This is a genomic window from Escherichia sp. Marseille-Q3837, assembly GCF_916618735.1.
Classification (GTDB): domain Bacteria; phylum Pseudomonadota; class Gammaproteobacteria; order Enterobacterales; family Enterobacteriaceae; genus Escherichia; species Escherichia ruysiae.
Genome location: NZ_CAKAKC010000001.1, coordinates 549119 through 565752, shown reverse-complemented (window position 1 = coordinate 565752; position 16634 = coordinate 549119). Strand labels below are relative to the sequence as shown.

Below are 16634 nucleotides of genomic sequence, written 5' to 3'. Positions count from 1 at the left end.
CACAAATTTGAAGTAGCTCACACTTATACACTTAAGGCACGGATGGATATTGCTTCTGATTTTGTCCGGCTGGACAATGTTACCGATAACAGTTACCCGTAACATTTTTAATTCTTGTATTGTGGGGGCACCACTTTGAGCACGACTAACCATGATCACCACATTTACGTCTTGATGGGCGTATCGGGCAGCGGCAAATCTGCGGTCGCCAGTGAAGTGGCGCATCAACTTCATGCCGCGTTTCTTGATGGCGATTTCCTCCATCCACGGCGCAATATCGAAAAAATGGCGTCTGGCGAACCGCTGAATGACGACGATCGCAAACCCTGGTTGCAGGCGCTGAACGACGCCGCGTTTGCTATGCAGCGCACCAATAAAGTGTCGCTGATCGTCTGTTCTGCACTGAAAAAGCACTATCGCGACCTGCTACGCGCGGGTAATCCGAATCTCTCTTTCATCTACCTGAAAGGTGATTTTGATGTGATTGAAAGCCGCCTGAAAGCGCGTAAAGGCCATTTCTTTAAAACCCAAATGCTGGTGACGCAGTTTGAAACGCTGCAGGAACCGGGTGCGGACGAAACCGATGTACTGGTGGTGGATATCGATCAGCCACTGGAAGGTGTTGTGGCAAGCACCATTGAGGTTATCAAAAAAGGCAAATAAGTAGTGAGTACATTAACGCTTGTTTTAACAGCAGTAGGGTCTGTTTTACTGCTGCTGTTTTTAGTCATGAAGGCGCGTATGCACGCTTTCCTGGCTTTGATGGTGGTGTCTATGGGGGCTGGCCTTTTTTCCGGTATGCCGCTCGATAAAATCGCAGCGACGATGGAAAAAGGGATGGGAGGCACCCTCGGCTTCCTGGCGGTGGTTGTCGCTCTGGGAGCCATGTTTGGCAAGATCTTACATGAAACCGGCGCAGTCGATCAGATTGCCGTCAAAATGCTCAAATCCTTCGGCCACAGCCGCGCTCATTATGCCATTGGCCTTGCTGGGCTGGTTTGTGCGCTACCGCTGTTCTTTGAAGTGGCGATTGTTCTGCTGATTAGCGTTGCTTTCTCAATGGCGCGCCATACCGGCACGAACCTGGTGAAACTGGTTATCCCGTTATTCGCCGGTGTGGCGGCAGCGGCGGCGTTCTTACTGCCGGGGCCAGCGCCAATGCTGCTGGCATCGCAGATGAACGCCGACTTTGGCTGGATGATCTTGATTGGCCTGTGTGCGGCAATTCCGGGAATGATTATTGCCGGGCCGCTGTGGGGTAATTTCATCAGCCGCTACGTGGAACTGCATATTCCTGACGACATCAGCGAACCGCATCTCGGCGAAGGAAAAATGCCATCTTTCGGATTCAGCCTGTCGCTGATCCTGCTGCCGCTGGTGCTGGTAGGTCTTAAAACCATTGCCGCGCGTTTTGTGCCGGAAGGCTCTACCGCTTATGAATGGTTCGAGTTTATCGGTCATCCGTTTACCGCGATTCTGGTTGCTTGTCTGGTGGCGATTTATGGTCTGGCGATGCGTCAGGGTATGCCGAAAGACAAAGTGATGGAGATTTGCGGTCACGCGCTGCAACCGGCGGGAATCATTCTGCTGGTGATTGGTGCAGGTGGCGTGTTCAAACAGGTACTGGTTGATTCTGGCGTAGGTCCGGCACTGGGCGAAGCGTTAACCGGGATGGGGCTGCCGATTGCGATCACCTGCTTCGTGCTGGCCGCTGCAGTGCGCATCATTCAGGGTTCTGCTACCGTTGCCTGCTTAACGGCGGTGGGACTGGTGATGCCGGTTATTGAACAACTGAACTACTCCGGTGCGCAAATGGCGGCGTTGTCGATTTGTATCGCCGGTGGTTCGATTGTTGTCAGCCACGTTAACGACGCTGGTTTCTGGTTGTTCGGTAAATTTACCGGCGCGACCGAAGCCGAAACGCTGAAAACCTGGACCATGATGGAAACCATCCTTGGCACTGTCGGTGCTATCGTCGGGATGATTGCGTTCCAGCTGTTGAGTTAAGTTTGTTCGCCCGGTAGTTCTGACGCTACCGGGCTCATTTCGAGAAATTATCCCCGTCACCCCTTCATCCACATCCGAACGCCGTCGAGGAACATCTGGGTTGCCATCATCACCAGAATCAATCCCATCAGGCGTTCCAGTGCATTCACCCCTTTCTCGCCCAGCAGACGTAAAAATAGCGATGACTGCAGCAGGATGACAAATGTGCCGCCCCAGGCCAGCAGCAGGGCAATCACCAGATGCCCCATCTGATTGGGGTACTGATGAGACAGCAACATCAGCGTGGCGAGAATCGTCGGCCCGGCGACCAGTGGAATGGCTAATGGCACGATAAACGGCTCTTCACCGGCCGGAAGCCCACTGCTGTTTCCCGATGCGCTGGGGAAAATCATCTTAATGGCAATCAGAAACAGAATGATGCCGCCAGAAATAGAGACGGTTTCCGCCCGCAGACTAAGAAATGCCAGAATTTTCTCACCCGCAAACAGGAACACCAGCATCACCAGGAGAGCAATAAGCAACTCTCGCACCATGATTGCCCGACGTCTTTTCGGTTCAGTATGTTTCAGTACGGACATGAAAATAGGTAGGTTTCCGAGCGGATCCATAATCAAGATCAATAAAACTGCTGCAGAAATGATTTCATTCATAACTCAAGTTCCCTGATAATTGCGTTGGACTTTCTGCGTGCTATGAAAGCAGGATAAGTCGCATTACTGATTGCTTCGCTATCATTGATTAATTTCACTTGCGACTTTGGCTGCTTTTTGTATGGTGAAAGATGTGCCACGAGGACACCGGCACATATATACAGCACACATCTTTGCAGGAAAAAAACGCTTATGAAAAATGTTGGTTTTATCGGCTGGCGCGGTATGGTCGGCTCCGTTCTCATGCAACGCATGGTTGAAGAGCGCGACTTCGACGCCATTCGCCCTGTCTTCTTTTCGACTTCCCAGCCTGGTCAGGCTGCACCGTCCTTTGGCGGTACTACCGGCACACTTCAGGATGCCTTTGATCTGGAGGCGCTGCAGGCCCTCGATATCATCGTAACCTGTCAGGGCGGCGATTATACCAACGAAATCTATCCAAAGCTCCGTGAGAACGGGTGGCAAGGTTACTGGATTGACGCAGCATCGTCTCTGCGCATGAAAGACGACGCCATCATCATCCTTGACCCAGTCAATCAGGACGTCATTACTGACGGATTAAATAAAGGCATCAGGACTTTTGTGGGCGGTAACTGTACCGTAAGCCTGATGTTGATGTCGTTAGGCGGTTTATTCGCCAATGATCTTGTTGATTGGGTTTCCGTTGCAACCTACCAGGCGGCTTCCGGCGGTGGTGCGCGACATATGCGGGAGTTGTTAACCCAGATGGGCCAACTGTATGGTCATGTGGCGGATGAACTCGCAACCCCGTCCTCTGCTATTCTCAATATTGAACGCAAAGTCACGACCTTAACCCGCAGCGGCGAGTTGCCGGTGGATAACTTTGGTGTTCCGCTGGCGGGTAGCCTGATTCCGTGGATCGACAAACAGCTTGATAACGGTCAGAGCCGCGAAGAATGGAAAGGGCAGGCGGAAACTAACAAGATCCTCAACACATCTTCTGTGATTCCGGTAGATGGTTTATGCGTGCGTGTCGGAGCATTGCGCTGCCATAGTCAGGCATTCACCATCAAATTGAAAAAAGATGTATCGATTCCGACCGTGGAAGAACTGCTGGCGGCTCACAATCCGTGGGCGAAAGTCGTACCAAACGATCGGGAAATCACTATGCGTGAGCTAACCCCAGCAGCCGTTACTGGCACGCTGACCACGCCTGTAGGCCGCCTGCGTAAACTGAATATGGGACCAGAATTTCTGTCAGCCTTTACCGTGGGTGACCAGTTGCTGTGGGGTGCAGCGGAGCCGCTGCGCCGGATGCTTCGTCAACTGGCGTAATCTTTATTCATTAAATCTGGGGCGCAATGCCGCCCCTTTTAGTGCGTAATACAGGAGTAAGCGCAGATGTTTCATGATTTACCGGGAGTTAGATAGAGCATTGGCTATTCTTTAAGGGTGGCAGAATACATGAGTATTCACTGCCTTACCTGAAGGGAGGACGACGCAGAGAGGATGCACAGAGTGCTGCGCCGTTCAGGTCAAAAAAATGTCACAACCAGATGTCAAAAATCAGTTGGATGGGGTGACACAATAAAACAGGAAGACAAGCATGTCCGTTCGTATCGATAGAGACGTGATAAACGCGCTAATTGCAGGCCATTTTGCAGACCCATTTTCCGTACTGGGAATGCATAAAACTACAGCAGGACTGGAAGTCCGTGCCCTTTTACCTGACGCCACCGATGTGTGGGTGATTGAACCAAAAACCGGACGCAAAGTCGCTAAACTGGAGTGTCTCGACTCTCGTGGATTCTTCAGCGGCGTCATTCCACGACGTAAGAATTTTTTCCGCTATCAGTTGGCTGTTGTCTGGCATGGTCAGCAGAATCTTATTGATGACCCTTACCGTTTTGGCCCTTTAATTCAGGAAATGGATGCCTGGCTGTTATCTGAAGGTACTCACCTGCGCCCGTATGAAACCTTAGGCGCACACGCAGATACCATGGATGGCGTTACCGGCACGCGTTTTTCTGTCTGGGCACCCAATGCCCGCCGAGTCTCGGTTGTTGGGCAATTCAACTACTGGGATGGTCGTCGTCATCCGATGCGCCTGCGTAAAGAGAGCGGCATCTGGGAACTGTTTATCCCTGGCGCGCATAACGGTCAGCTCTATAAATACGAAATGATTGATGCCAATGGCAATCTGCGTTTGAAGTCTGATCCTTATGCCTTTGAAGCACAGATGCGTCCGGAAACCGCTTCCCTTATTTGCGGACTGCCTGAAAAGGTCGTGCAGACCGAAGAGCGCAAAAAAGCGAATCAGTTTGATGCGCCAATCTCTATCTATGAAGTTCATCTGGGTTCCTGGCGTCGTCACACCGACAACAACTTCTGGTTAAGCTACCGCGAGCTGGCCGATCAACTGGTGCCTTACGCTAAATGGATGGGCTTTACCCATCTCGAACTGCTGCCAATTAACGAACATCCATTCGATGGTAGTTGGGGCTATCAACCGACGGGTCTGTACGCGCCAACTCGCCGTTTTGGTACTCGTGATGACTTCCGCTATTTCATTGATGCCGCACACGCAGCCGGTTTGAACGTTATTCTTGACTGGGTGCCGGGGCACTTCCCGACTGATGACTTTGCACTTGCCGAATTTGACGGAACAAATCTGTATGAACACAGCGATCCGCGCGAAGGCTATCATCAGGACTGGAACACGCTGATCTACAACTATGGTCGCCGTGAAGTCAGTAACTTCCTTGTCGGTAACGCGCTGTACTGGATTGAACGTTTTGGTATTGATGCGCTGCGTGTCGATGCGGTGGCGTCGATGATTTATCGCGACTACAGCCGTAAAGAGGGCGAGTGGATCCCCAACGAGTTTGGTGGACGCGAGAATCTGGAAGCGATTGAATTTTTACGCAATACCAACCGTATTATCGGTGAGCAAGTTCCTGGCGCGGTAACGATGGCGGAGGAGTCTACTGACTTCCCTGGCGTTTCTCGTCCGCAGGATATCGGCGGCCTCGGCTTCTGGTACAAGTGGAACCTCGGCTGGATGCACGACACCCTGGACTACATGAAGCTCGACCCGGTTTATCGTCAATACCATCACGATAAACTCACCTTCGGGATGCTCTACAACTACACTGAAAACTTCGTCCTGCCGTTGTCGCACGACGAAGTGGTACACGGCAAAAAATCGATTCTCGACAGAATGCCGGGTGATGCGTGGCAGAAGTTTGCCAATCTGCGTGCCTACTATGCCTGGATGTGGGCGTTCCCAGGCAAAAAACTGCTGTTCATGGGCAATGAATTTGCTCAAGGGCGTGAGTGGAACCACGACGCCAGCCTTGACTGGCACCTGCTGGAAGGCGGCGACAACTGGCACCACGGTGTCCAGCGTCTGGTGCGCGATCTGAACCACACTTATCGCTATCACAAAGCATTGCACGAGCTGGATTTTGACGCGTATGGCTTTGAATGGCTGGTGGTGGATGACCATGAACGTTCGGTGCTGATTTTTGTTCGCCGTGATAAAGAGGGTAATGAAATTATCGTTGCCAGTAACTTTACGCCGGTGCCGCGCCATGATTATCGCTTTGGCATTAATCAGCCGGGTAAATGGCGTGAAATCCTCAATACGGATTCCATGCACTATCACGGTAGCAATACCGGTAATGGCGGCGCAGTACACAGTGATGAGATCGCCAGCCACGGTCGCCAGCATTCATTAAGCCTTACGCTACCGCCGCTGGCCACTATCTGGCTGGTTCGGGAGGGATAATGACACAACTTGCCATTGGCAATCCCGCTCCTCTTGGCGCGCATTACGACGGCCAGGGCGTTAACTTCACGCTCTTCTCCGCTCATGCCGAACGGGTAGAGCTGTGTGTGTTTGACGCTCAGGGCATCGAACATCGGTATGATTTGCCAGGACGAAGTGGTGACATCTGGCACGGTTATCTGCCGGATGCGCGCCCGGGTTTGCGTTATGGTTACCGCGTTCATGGCCCATGGCAACCCGCCATGGGGCATCGCTTTAACCCGGCGAAGTTGTTGATTGATCCTTGCGCGCGGCAAATTGTCGGGGAATTTAAAGATAACCCGCTGCTGCACGCCGGGCATAGTGATCCTGACTATCGCGACAACGCTGCTATTGCGCCGAAATGCGTAGTGGTCGTGGATCACTATGACTGGGAAGATGATGCCCCGCCGCGCACGTCGTGGGGCAGTACCATCATTTATGAAGCCCATGTCAAAGGCTTAACCTACTTGCACCCGGAGATCCCGGTCGAGATCCGTGGAACCTATAAAGCCCTGGGGCATCCGGTGATGATCAACTATTTAAAACAGTTGGGCATTACCGCACTGGAACTGCTGCCGATCGCGCAATTTGCCAGTGAGCCGCGCTTGCAACGAATGGGGTTGAGTAACTACTGGGGTTACAACCCGGTGGCGCTGTTTGCACTGCATCCGGCGTATGCATGCTCGCCCGACACGGCGTTGGATGAGTTCCGCGATGCAGTCAAAGCCCTGCACAAAGCGGGTATTGAGGTCATTCTCGACATCGTTCTCAACCACAGTGCGGAACTGGATCTCGACGGCCCGTTATTCTCCCTGCGCGGGATCGATAACCGTAGCTATTATTGGATAAGAGAAGACGGCGATTATCACAACTGGACTGGTTGCGGCAATACGCTCAATTTGAGCCATCCAGCTGTGGTGGAGTACGCCAGCGCCTGTCTACGCTATTGGGTGGAAACTTGTCATGTTGATGGCTTCCGCTTCGATCTCGCTACAGTCATGGGGCGAACGCCGGAGTTTCGTCAGGATGCGCCTCTGTTTACGGCTATTCAGAATTGCCCGGTACTTTCGCAAGTGAAGCTGATTGCCGAACCGTGGGATATCGCGCCTGGCGGCTATCAGGTGGGGAATTTCCCGCCGTTGTTTGCCGAGTGGAACGATCATTTCCGCGATGCCGCCCGGCGCTTCTGGCTGCACTATAACCTGTCGCTGGGGGAGTTTGCCGGACGTTTTGCTGCTTCCAGCGATGTTTTTAAACGTAATGGCCGTCTGCCGAGTGCTGCGATTAATCTGGTCACAGCGCATGACGGTTTTACGCTTCGCGACTGCGTTTGTTTTAACCATAAACACAATGAAGCAAACGGAGAAGAAAATCGCGACGGAACCAACAACAATTACAGTAACAATCATGGTAAAGAAGGGTTAGGCGGTACTCTTGATCTGGTTGAACGGCGGCGCGACAGCATTCACGCCCTGTTAACAACGTTGTTGCTCTCCCAGGGTACGCCGATGTTACTGGCCGGTGACGAACACGGTCACAGCCAGCATGGCAATAACAATGCTTACTGTCAGGATAACCAACTAACGTGGTTGGACTGGTCGCAAGCAAGCAGTGGCTTAACCGCGTTTACCGCCGCGTTAATCCATCTGCGCAAGCGCATTCCTGCTTTGGCAGAGGATCGCTGGTGGGAAGAAGGCGACGGCAATGTCCGTTGGCTGAATCGATATGCTCAATCTTTAAGCTCGGATGAGTGGCAGAACGGGCCAAAGCAGCTGCAAATTTTGCTTTCGGATCGTTTCTTGATCGCAATAAACGCCACGCTTGAGGTAACAGAGATTGTTTTACCTGCTGGGGAGTGGCGTGCCATTCCCCCATTCGCTGGAGAGGATAACCCAGTGATTACGGCTGTCTGGCCGGGACCTGCACACGGACTGTGTGTGTTCCAGAGATGATAAAAAAGGAGTTAGTCATGATTAGTTTAGAGAAGAACGATCACTTAATGTTGGCGCGCCAGCTGCCATTGAAGTCTGTTGCCCTGATTCTGGCGGGGGGACGTGGTACTCGCCTGAAGGATTTAACCAATAAACGAGCAAAGCCTGCCGTACACTTCGGCGGCAAGTTCCGTATTATCGATTTTGCACTGTCCAACTGTATCAACTCCGGTATCCGTCGTATGGGCGTGATCACCCAGTACCAGTCTCACACTCTGGTACAGCATATTCAGCGCGGCTGGTCGTTCTTCAATGAAGAAATGAACGAGTTTGTCGATCTGCTGCCAGCGCAGCAGAGAATGAAAGGGGAGAACTGGTATCGCGGTACGGCAGATGCCGTTACCCAAAACCTCGACATTATCCGCCGTTATAAAGCGGAGTACGTAGTGATCCTGGCGGGTGACCATATCTACAAGCAAGACTACTCGCGTATGCTTATCGACCACGTCGAAAAAGGCGCACGTTGCACCGTTGCTTGTATGCCTGTACCGATTGAAGAAGCCTCTGCATTTGGCGTTATGGCGGTTGATGGAAACGATAAAATTATCGAATTTGTTGAAAAACCGGCTAACCCGCCGTCAATGCCAAACGATCCGAGCAAATCTTTAGCGAGTATGGGGATCTACGTCTTTGATGCAGAGTACCTGTATGAATTGCTGGAAGAAGACGATCGTGATGAAAACTCCAGCCACGACTTTGGTAAGGATTTGATTCCAAAAATTACCGAAGCAGGCCTCGCCTATGCGCATCCATTCCCGCTCTCTTGTGTACAGTCCGATCCGGACGCCGAGCCGTACTGGCGTGATGTTGGGACACTGGAGGCTTACTGGAAAGCGAACCTGGATCTGGCTTCTGTCGTGCCGGAACTGGATATGTACGATCGCAACTGGCCGATTCGCACCTACAATGAATCATTGCCGCCAGCGAAATTCGTTCAGGATCGCTCCGGTAGCCATGGGATGACCCTTAACTCACTGGTTTCCGGCGGTTGTGTGATCTCTGGTTCGGTGGTGGTGCAGTCCGTTCTGTTCTCACGCGTTCGCGTGAATTCATTCTGCAACATTGATTCCGCCGTATTGCTGCCGGAAGTATGGGTAGGTCGCTCGTGCCGTCTGCGTCGCTGCGTCATTGACCGCGCTTGTGTCATTCCGGAAGGAATGGTGATTGGTGAGGATGCAGAAGAGGATGCACGTCGTTTCTATCGTTCAGAAGAAGGCATTGTGCTGGTTACGCGCGAAATGCTACGGAAGTTAGGGTACAAACAGGAGCGATAATGCAGGTTTTACATGTATGTTCAGAGATGTTCCCGCTGCTTAAAACCGGCGGTCTGGCTGATGTTATTGGGGCATTACCCGCAGCACAAATCGCAGACGGCGTTGACGCTCGCGTACTGTTGCCTGCATTTCCCGATATTCGCCGTGGCGTGACCGATGCAAAGGTGGTATCTCGCCGTGATACTTTTGCCGGACATTTCACGCTGCTGTTTGGGCATTACAACGGGGTTGGCATTTACCTGATTGATGCACCGCATCTCTACGATCGTCCCGGAAGCCCGTATCACGATACCAACTTATTTGCTTACACCGACAACGTATTGCGTTTTGCACTGCTCGGATGGGTTGGAGCGGAGATGGCAAGCGGGCTTGACCCATTCTGGCGCCCCGATGTTGTGCACGCGCACGACTGGCATGCGGGTCTTGCGCCTGCGTATCTGGCGGCACATGGGCGTCCGGCGAAGTCGGTGTTTACTGTACACAACCTGGCCTATCAAGGCATGTTTTATGCACATCACATGAATGACATCCAATTGCCATGGTCATTCTTTAATGTTCACGGGCTGGAATTCAACGGGCAAATCTCTTTCCTGAAGGCCGGATTGTATTACGCCGACCACATTACAGCGGTTAGTCCGACCTACGCTCGTGAGATCACTGAACCACAGTTTGCCTACGGTATGGAAGGTTTACTCCAGCAGCGTCATCGTGAAGGACGACTTTCCGGCGTACTGAACGGCGTGGACGAGAAAATATGGAGTCCAGAGACGGACTTACTTTTAGCCTCGCGTTACACCCGCGATTCATTGGAGGATAAAGCGGAGAATAAGCGCCAGTTGCAAATCGCAATGGGGCTTAAGGTTGACGATAAAGTGCCGCTTTTTGCAGTGGTGAGCCGTCTGACCAGCCAGAAAGGACTGGATTTGGTGCTGGAAGCCTTACCGGGTCTTCTGGAACAGGGCGGACAACTGGCACTGCTCGGCGCGGGCGATCCGGTATTGCAGGAAGGTTTTCTTGCTGCAGCGGCGGAGCATCCCGGCAAGGTTGGTGTACAGATTGGTTATCACGAAGCATTTTCGCATCGCATTATGGGCGGCGCGGACGTCATTCTGGTTCCCAGTCGTTTTGAACCGTGCGGCTTAACGCAACTTTATGGATTGAAGTACGGCACGCTGCCACTGGTGCGGCGTACCGGTGGGCTTGCTGATACGGTTTCTGACTGTTCTCTTGAGAACCTTGCAGATGGCGTCGCCAGTGGGTTTGTCTTTGAAGATAGTAATGCCTGGTCGCTGTTACGGGCTATTCGACGCGCTTTTGTTCTGTGGTCTCGCCCTTCACTGTGGCGGTTTGTGCAACGTCAGGCTATGGCAATGGATTTTAGCTGGCAGGTCGCGGCGAAGTCGTACCGTGAGCTTTACTATCGCTTGAAATAGTTTTCAGGAAACGCCTATATGAATGCTCCGTTTACATATTCATCGCCCACGCTAAGCGTAGAAGCTCTTAAGCACTCTATCGCTTACAAGCTGATGTTTACGATTGGAAAGGATCCGGTCGTCGCCAATAAACATGAATGGCTGAACGCAACGTTATTTGCTGTGCGCGATCGTCTCGTGGAACGCTGGTTACGTTCGAATCGTGCCCAGCTGTCGCAAGAAACTCGCCAGGTTTACTACCTGTCGATGGAGTTTTTGATTGGCCGTACTCTCTCCAACGCCATGCTGTCGTTAGGTATTTATGACGATGTCCAGGGTGCGCTGGAGTCGATGGGATTAAATCTCGAAGAGTTGATTGATGAAGAAAATGACCCGGGTCTCGGTAACGGTGGCCTGGGGCGTCTGGCCGCCTGCTTCCTGGATTCGCTGGCGACGTTAGGGTTGCCGGGGCGCGGTTACGGCATCCGTTATGACTATGGTATGTTCAAACAGAACATCGTTAACGGCAGTCAGAAAGAGTCTCCGGACTACTGGCTGGAGTACGGCAATCCGTGGGAATTTAAACGCCACAATACGCGCTACAAAGTGCGTTTTGGCGGCCGTATTCAGCAAGAAGGTAAGAAAACGCGCTGGATTGAAACCGAAGAGATTCTGGCCGTGGCTTACGACCAAATCATCCCCGGTTATGATACTGACGCGACCAACACTTTGCGTCTGTGGAGTGCACAAGCCAGTAGCGAAATTAATCTTGGTAAATTTAACCAGGGTGACTACTTCGCGGCAGTGGAAGATAAAAACCACTCTGAGAACGTATCCCGCGTACTGTACCCGGATGACTCCACCTATTCCGGACGTGAACTGCGTTTGCGTCAGGAATATTTCCTGGTATCTTCGACCATTCAGGACATTTTAAGTCGCCATTATCAGTTGCATAAAACCTACGATAATCTGGCGGATAAAATCGCGATTCACCTCAACGACACCCATCCGGTGCTGTCGATTCCTGAGCTGATGCGTCTGCTGATCGATGAGCACAAATTTAGCTGGGACGACGCTTTTGAAGTGTGCTGCGAGGTCTTCTCCTACACCAACCACACGCTGATGAGCGAGGCGCTGGAAACCTGGCCGGTCGATATGCTGGGTAAAATTCTGCCGCGCCATTTGCAGATTATCTTTGAAATCAACGACTATTTCCTGAAAACCTTGCAGGAGCAGTATCCGAACGATACTGACCTGCTGGGACGGGCGTCGATCATTGATGAATCGAATGGGCGTCGTGTGCGCATGGCCTGGCTGGCTGTTGTGGTCAGCCACAAAGTTAACGGCGTATCGGAGCTGCACTCTAATCTGATGGTGCAATCGCTGTTTGCTGACTTTGCGAAGATCTTCCCTGGACGTTTCACCAACGTTACCAACGGTGTGACCCCGCGTCGCTGGCTGGCGGTGGCGAATCCGTCGCTTTCAGGCGTGCTGGATCAACACCTCGGTCGTAACTGGCGTACCGATCTGAGTCAATTAAACGAGTTGCAACAGCATTGTGATTTTCCGATGGTCAATCATGCTGTTCATCAGGCGAAACTGGAGAACAAAAAGCGTCTGGCAGAGTACATCGCCCAACAATTGAATGTGGTGGTGAATCCGAAGGCGCTGTTTGATGTGCAAATCAAACGTATTCACGAATACAAACGTCAATTGATGAATGTGTTGCACGTGATCACCCGCTATAACCGCATCAAGGCCGATCCAGATGCGAAGTGGGTTCCACGAGTGAATATCTTTGGCGGTAAGGCGGCTTCGGCCTATTACATGGCGAAGCACATTATCCATTTGATCAATGACGTAGCGAAAGTGATCAACAACGATCCACAGATTGGCGATAAGCTGAAAGTGGTGTTTATCCCGAACTACAGCGTCAGCCTGGCGCAGCTGATCATTCCGGCAGCCGATCTTTCCGAACAGATTTCGCTGGCGGGTACGGAAGCCTCCGGCACCAGTAACATGAAGTTTGCACTTAACGGCGCACTGACTATCGGTACGCTGGACGGTGCGAACGTCGAGATGCTGGATCATGTCGGTGCGGATAATATCTTTATCTTTGGTAACACTGCGGAAGAAGTGGAAGAACTGCGTCGTCAGGGCTACAAACCGCGTGAATACTACGAGAAAGACGAAGAACTGCATCAGGTGCTGACGCAAATCGGCAGCGGCGTGTTCAGTCCGGAAGATCCGGGACGCTACCGCGATCTGGTTGATTCGCTGATCAACTTTGGCGATCACTACCAGGTGCTGGCGGATTATCGCAGCTATGTCGATTGTCAGGATAAAGTTGACGAACTGTACGAACGTCCGGAAGAGTGGACAGCCAAAGCGATGCTGAACATCGCAAATATGGGCTATTTCTCTTCTGACCGGACTATTAAAGAGTACGCCGATCTTATCTGGCATATTGATCCGGTGAGATTGTAATTTCGCCAAAAATAGAACGGGGCCAAAAGGTCCCGTTTTTTTTCGCCTTTATTTCGGAAAAGTGTCCAGCGGGGCGAAGATAGTGGAGGAGTATAATTTCGCCATTCAGAAAGAATGGACAGAATGATGCAAAACAAAAAATGGATTTTGATCTCGCTGGTAATGACTTTTTTCGGTATTCCCATACTGGCGCAATTTTTGGCAGCGGTTATTGCCACGCTGGGTGCGACTCGATGGCGCGACGGCAGCATAACCCATTTATGCTTCTGCCTTTTATGCGTTAAACGTTATACCAGAAGATTTTCACGTCTGAGATATCTGGATAACTCTCGCACGCCAGAAGCGTATAACAAAATCGTTAAGGGCGATGCCGATATTATTTTCGTGGCGCAACCTTCCGGTGGGCAGAAAAAACGGGCGTCACTTTGATATACACCCCCTTTGCCCGCGAAGCATTTTTTTTCATCGTCAATACGGATAATTATTTTTTATATTGCGCCAGAGAAATCAGCTTTGCTGGAAAATATCCGTAATTACTTTCTGAGTGTTGTTTGGTGACCCCTGAATTTTTCGCCATTTTGGCTCCAGCCCTGGACTGAGTTAGTCGGTTCGATAAGTGCACAGCTTGGTTTTGCGCTGGGATATTACTGCCAGTGGTGTAGCAAAAATAGAAGCCAGAGGTGGAAGTGGGGCGGGTGGGGAATGTGCCTGAGTTTTGTTACGTTGGGTATGATGGTGTGGGCTTTGCGATAATTCCCTGAATCCAAAAGTTATTGAGATTGAAATTTGACCACAGATTGTTGGCAAAGTGCGCTTTGTTCATGCCGGATGCGGCGTGAACGCCTTATCAGGCCTACAAAACCATGCAAATTTAATATATTGCATAAGCTACGTAGGCCTGATAAGCGTAGCGCATCAGGCAGTTTTTGTGTTTATCATCAGTCTCAGGTCAGATTGAAATCTGACCTGACCACCTTACGTTAAATCACGACGCCAGCGACAATTTCTGCTGCGTATACTCGACCAGCCACTGACTTACACGAGACTGTTGCTGCGCATTCAGCCACATGCCTTGTTTCGTGCGACGCCACAGGGCATCGTCGGCGCGGCGTACCCATTCGTGGTCGACCAGATATTTCAGCTCCGCTTCGTAGAACTCATGACCGAAATCTTCCCCAAGATCGCTTATCGTCTCTGCATTGCCGAGCAACAGCTCGCTGTTGCTGCCGTAAGTGCGCGCGTAATGACGTGCCAGCGATTCCGTAATGAACGGATAGCGGCGGCGCAGGCGGGCGGCATAATCGTCGCGGTCGCCTTCGATGGCGCCACCTGGTAACACGCTCTCTTTTGTCCATGCCGGACCAATGCCCTGATAATACGGCGTCAGTTTTTCCAGCGCATGTTCCGCCAGTTTACGATAGGTCGTCAGCTTGCCGCCAAATACTGACAACAGCGGCGCTTTGCCGTTTTCATCATGGATATCAAGCGTGTAATCACGAGTAATAGCCTGCGGTGAGTCGGACTCATCATCACACAGCGGGCGCACGCCCGAGTAGGTCCAGACGATATCGTCCCGGCTTAACTGTTTTTTAAAGTGCGCGTTATACACTTTCAGCAGGTAATTGATTTCACTCTCTTCAATCTTCACTGCCTTCGGATCGCCTTTGTACTCCACGTCGGTGGTGCCGATGATGGAAAACTCGTCCATCCACGGGATCACAAACACAATACGTTTATCTTCGTTTTGCAGAATGTAGGCTTGCTTCTGGGTATGCACACGCGGCACCACAATATGGCTGCCTTTGATCAGGCGAATGCCATAAGGCGAAGGCAGATGCATCCCGTCGTCGAAGAACTGTTTCACCCACGGGCCGGTAGCATTAACCAGGCCGCGCGCCTGCCAGGTGTATTTTTTGCCGGTATCGATATCTTCCGCTTCCACAATCCACAGGCCGTTTTCGCGGCGAGCAGAAGTAGCACGAGTACGAGTAAGCACTTCGCCGCCTTTACGCGCCACCATCTGGGCGTTGGCGAGTACCAGACGAGCGTCGTCGACCCAACAGTCGGAATATTCGAATCCGCGCTTAATTTCCGGCTTTAACACTGAATTTGCGCCAAAACGCAAACCGTTTGATCCTGGCAGGCTGGTGCGTTTACCCAGATGATCGTACATAAACAGACCAATACGAATCATCCACGCCGGGCGCAGATGCGGGCGATGCGGCAGGCGAAAACGCATCGGGAAGGCGATATGCGGGGCCATCTTCAGCAGCACTTCACGTTCAGCCAGCGCCTCGCTGACCAGGCGGAATTCATAGTGCTCAAGGTAGCGCAGGCCACCGTGAATGAGTTTTGAACTGGCGGAAGATGTCGCGCAAGCGAGATCCTGCGCCTCCAGCATCAGCACGGATAAACCGCGTCCAGCGGCGTCTGCCGCGATACCAGCACCATTGATGCCGCCACCTATCACAATCAGATCTTTGGTTTCCATGCTGCCCTCGTTCACTTTCGTTAAAGCTCATAAATGTTCGTTATCGAACATATTAGCAAAGAATCGCGCTTTGGGTAACATTGAAAAAACATTTTAGAGTGATATGTATAACATTATGGCGTTTATCTGCCGCTTCGACGTAAACTGTGCGGTAAATTTGCCCACTTGTTTGTAAAGAAAGAGAGACGCATGGATCAGTTCGAATGTATTAACGTTGCCGACGCACACCAGAAGTTGCAGGAAAAAGAGGCGGTACTGGTCGATATTCGCGATCCACAAAGTTTCGCAATGGGACATGCGGCGCAGGCTTTCCATTTGACTAACGACACGTTGGGCGCGTTTATGCGTGAAAATGACTTCGATACGCCGGTCATGGTGATGTGTTACCACGGTAATAGCAGCAAAGGCGCGGCGCAGTATCTGCTGCAACAGGGCTACGATGTGGTCTATAGCATTGATGGTGGCTTTGAAGCCTGGCAGCGTCAGTTTCCCGCAGAGGTGGCGTACGGCGCGTAACGCTTTATACTGTCCCCTTTTGTGTGGAATAAGC

At 51.7% G+C, this 16634-nt stretch carries 11 protein-coding genes and 2 pseudogenes; 11 read left to right on the top strand and 2 right to left on the bottom strand.

Annotated features, from left to right (window positions below; all coding sequences use genetic code 11):
* Window positions 1–135 precede the first annotated feature (135 nt).
* Window positions 136–663 carry a gluconokinase gene (gene gntK, locus LG381_RS02725; RefSeq protein WP_000108328.1) on the top strand — a complete coding sequence of 176 codons (528 nt, stop codon included), beginning with the start codon at window positions 136–138 and terminating at the stop codon, window positions 661–663.
* 3 nt (window positions 664–666) lie between these two features.
* Window positions 667–2007: a gluconate transporter gene (gene gntU / locus LG381_RS02720; RefSeq protein WP_000105942.1), complete on the top strand. Its 1341-nt coding sequence runs from the start codon at window positions 667–669 to the stop codon at window positions 2005–2007.
* Window positions 2008–2063: 56 nt separating this feature from the next.
* On the opposite strand, the gene yhgN is transcribed toward gntU, so the two are convergent.
* Entirely contained in the window at window positions 2064–2657 is a 594-nt protein-coding gene (gene yhgN / locus LG381_RS02715) for an NAAT family transporter YhgN (protein WP_001002547.1), read from the bottom strand.
* 192 nt (window positions 2658–2849) lie between these two features.
* Between yhgN and asd the strand changes: the two genes are divergently transcribed.
* The 8 genes and pseudogenes from asd to LG381_RS02670 form a co-directional block, all read left to right on the top strand.
* The gene (gene asd / locus LG381_RS02710) at window positions 2850–3953 is read left to right on the top strand and encodes an aspartate-semialdehyde dehydrogenase (RefSeq protein ID WP_000799967.1); all 1104 of its coding nucleotides are present in this window, start codon (window positions 2850–2852) and stop codon (window positions 3951–3953) included.
* Window positions 3954–4224: 271 nt separating this feature from the next.
* Complete coding sequence (gene glgB, locus LG381_RS02700; RefSeq protein WP_000116223.1) at window positions 4225–6408, top strand: 1,4-alpha-glucan branching enzyme; 2184 nt, start codon at window positions 4225–4227, stop codon at window positions 6406–6408.
* Window positions 6408–8381, top strand: coding sequence for a glycogen debranching protein GlgX (gene glgX, locus LG381_RS02695; RefSeq protein ID WP_000192584.1), 1974 nt, complete (start codon window positions 6408–6410; stop codon window positions 8379–8381). Before glgB ends, glgX begins: the two co-directional genes overlap by 1 nt.
* Before the next feature lie 17 nt (window positions 8382–8398).
* Complete coding sequence (gene glgC / locus LG381_RS02690) at window positions 8399–9694, top strand: glucose-1-phosphate adenylyltransferase (protein WP_000624234.1); 1296 nt, start codon at window positions 8399–8401, stop codon at window positions 9692–9694.
* Window positions 9694–11127, top strand: a complete 1434-nt coding sequence (gene glgA / locus LG381_RS02685; RefSeq protein ID WP_001197629.1) for a glycogen synthase GlgA — start codon at window positions 9694–9696, stop codon at window positions 11125–11127. Before glgC ends, glgA begins: the two co-directional genes overlap by 1 nt.
* 18 nt (window positions 11128–11145) lie before the next feature.
* Window positions 11146–13593 (top strand): glycogen phosphorylase, encoded by a 2448-nt coding sequence (gene glgP / locus LG381_RS02680; RefSeq protein ID WP_000993435.1) that lies wholly within the window; start codon window positions 11146–11148, stop codon window positions 13591–13593.
* A gap of 226 nt (window positions 13594–13819) precedes the next feature.
* A pseudogene (locus LG381_RS02675) lies at window positions 13820–14075 on the top strand (phosphate ABC transporter substrate-binding protein); the annotation flags it as partial.
* Window positions 14074–14346, top strand: a pseudogene (locus LG381_RS02670) (hypothetical protein); the annotation flags it as partial. The pseudogenes LG381_RS02675 and LG381_RS02670, both read left to right, overlap by 2 nt.
* Window positions 14347–14578: 232 nt before the next feature.
* On the opposite strand, the gene glpD reads toward LG381_RS02670, so the two are convergent.
* Window positions 14579–16084, bottom strand: coding sequence for a glycerol-3-phosphate dehydrogenase (glpD, locus tag LG381_RS02665; protein ID WP_225761991.1), 1506 nt, complete (start codon window positions 16082–16084; stop codon window positions 14579–14581).
* 189 nt (window positions 16085–16273) lie between these two features.
* On the opposite strand from glpD, the gene glpE reads away from it, so the two are divergent.
* Entirely contained in the window at window positions 16274–16600 is a 327-nt protein-coding gene (gene glpE, locus LG381_RS02660) for a thiosulfate sulfurtransferase GlpE (protein WP_001517242.1), read from the top strand.
* Window positions 16601–16634 lie beyond the last annotated feature (34 nt).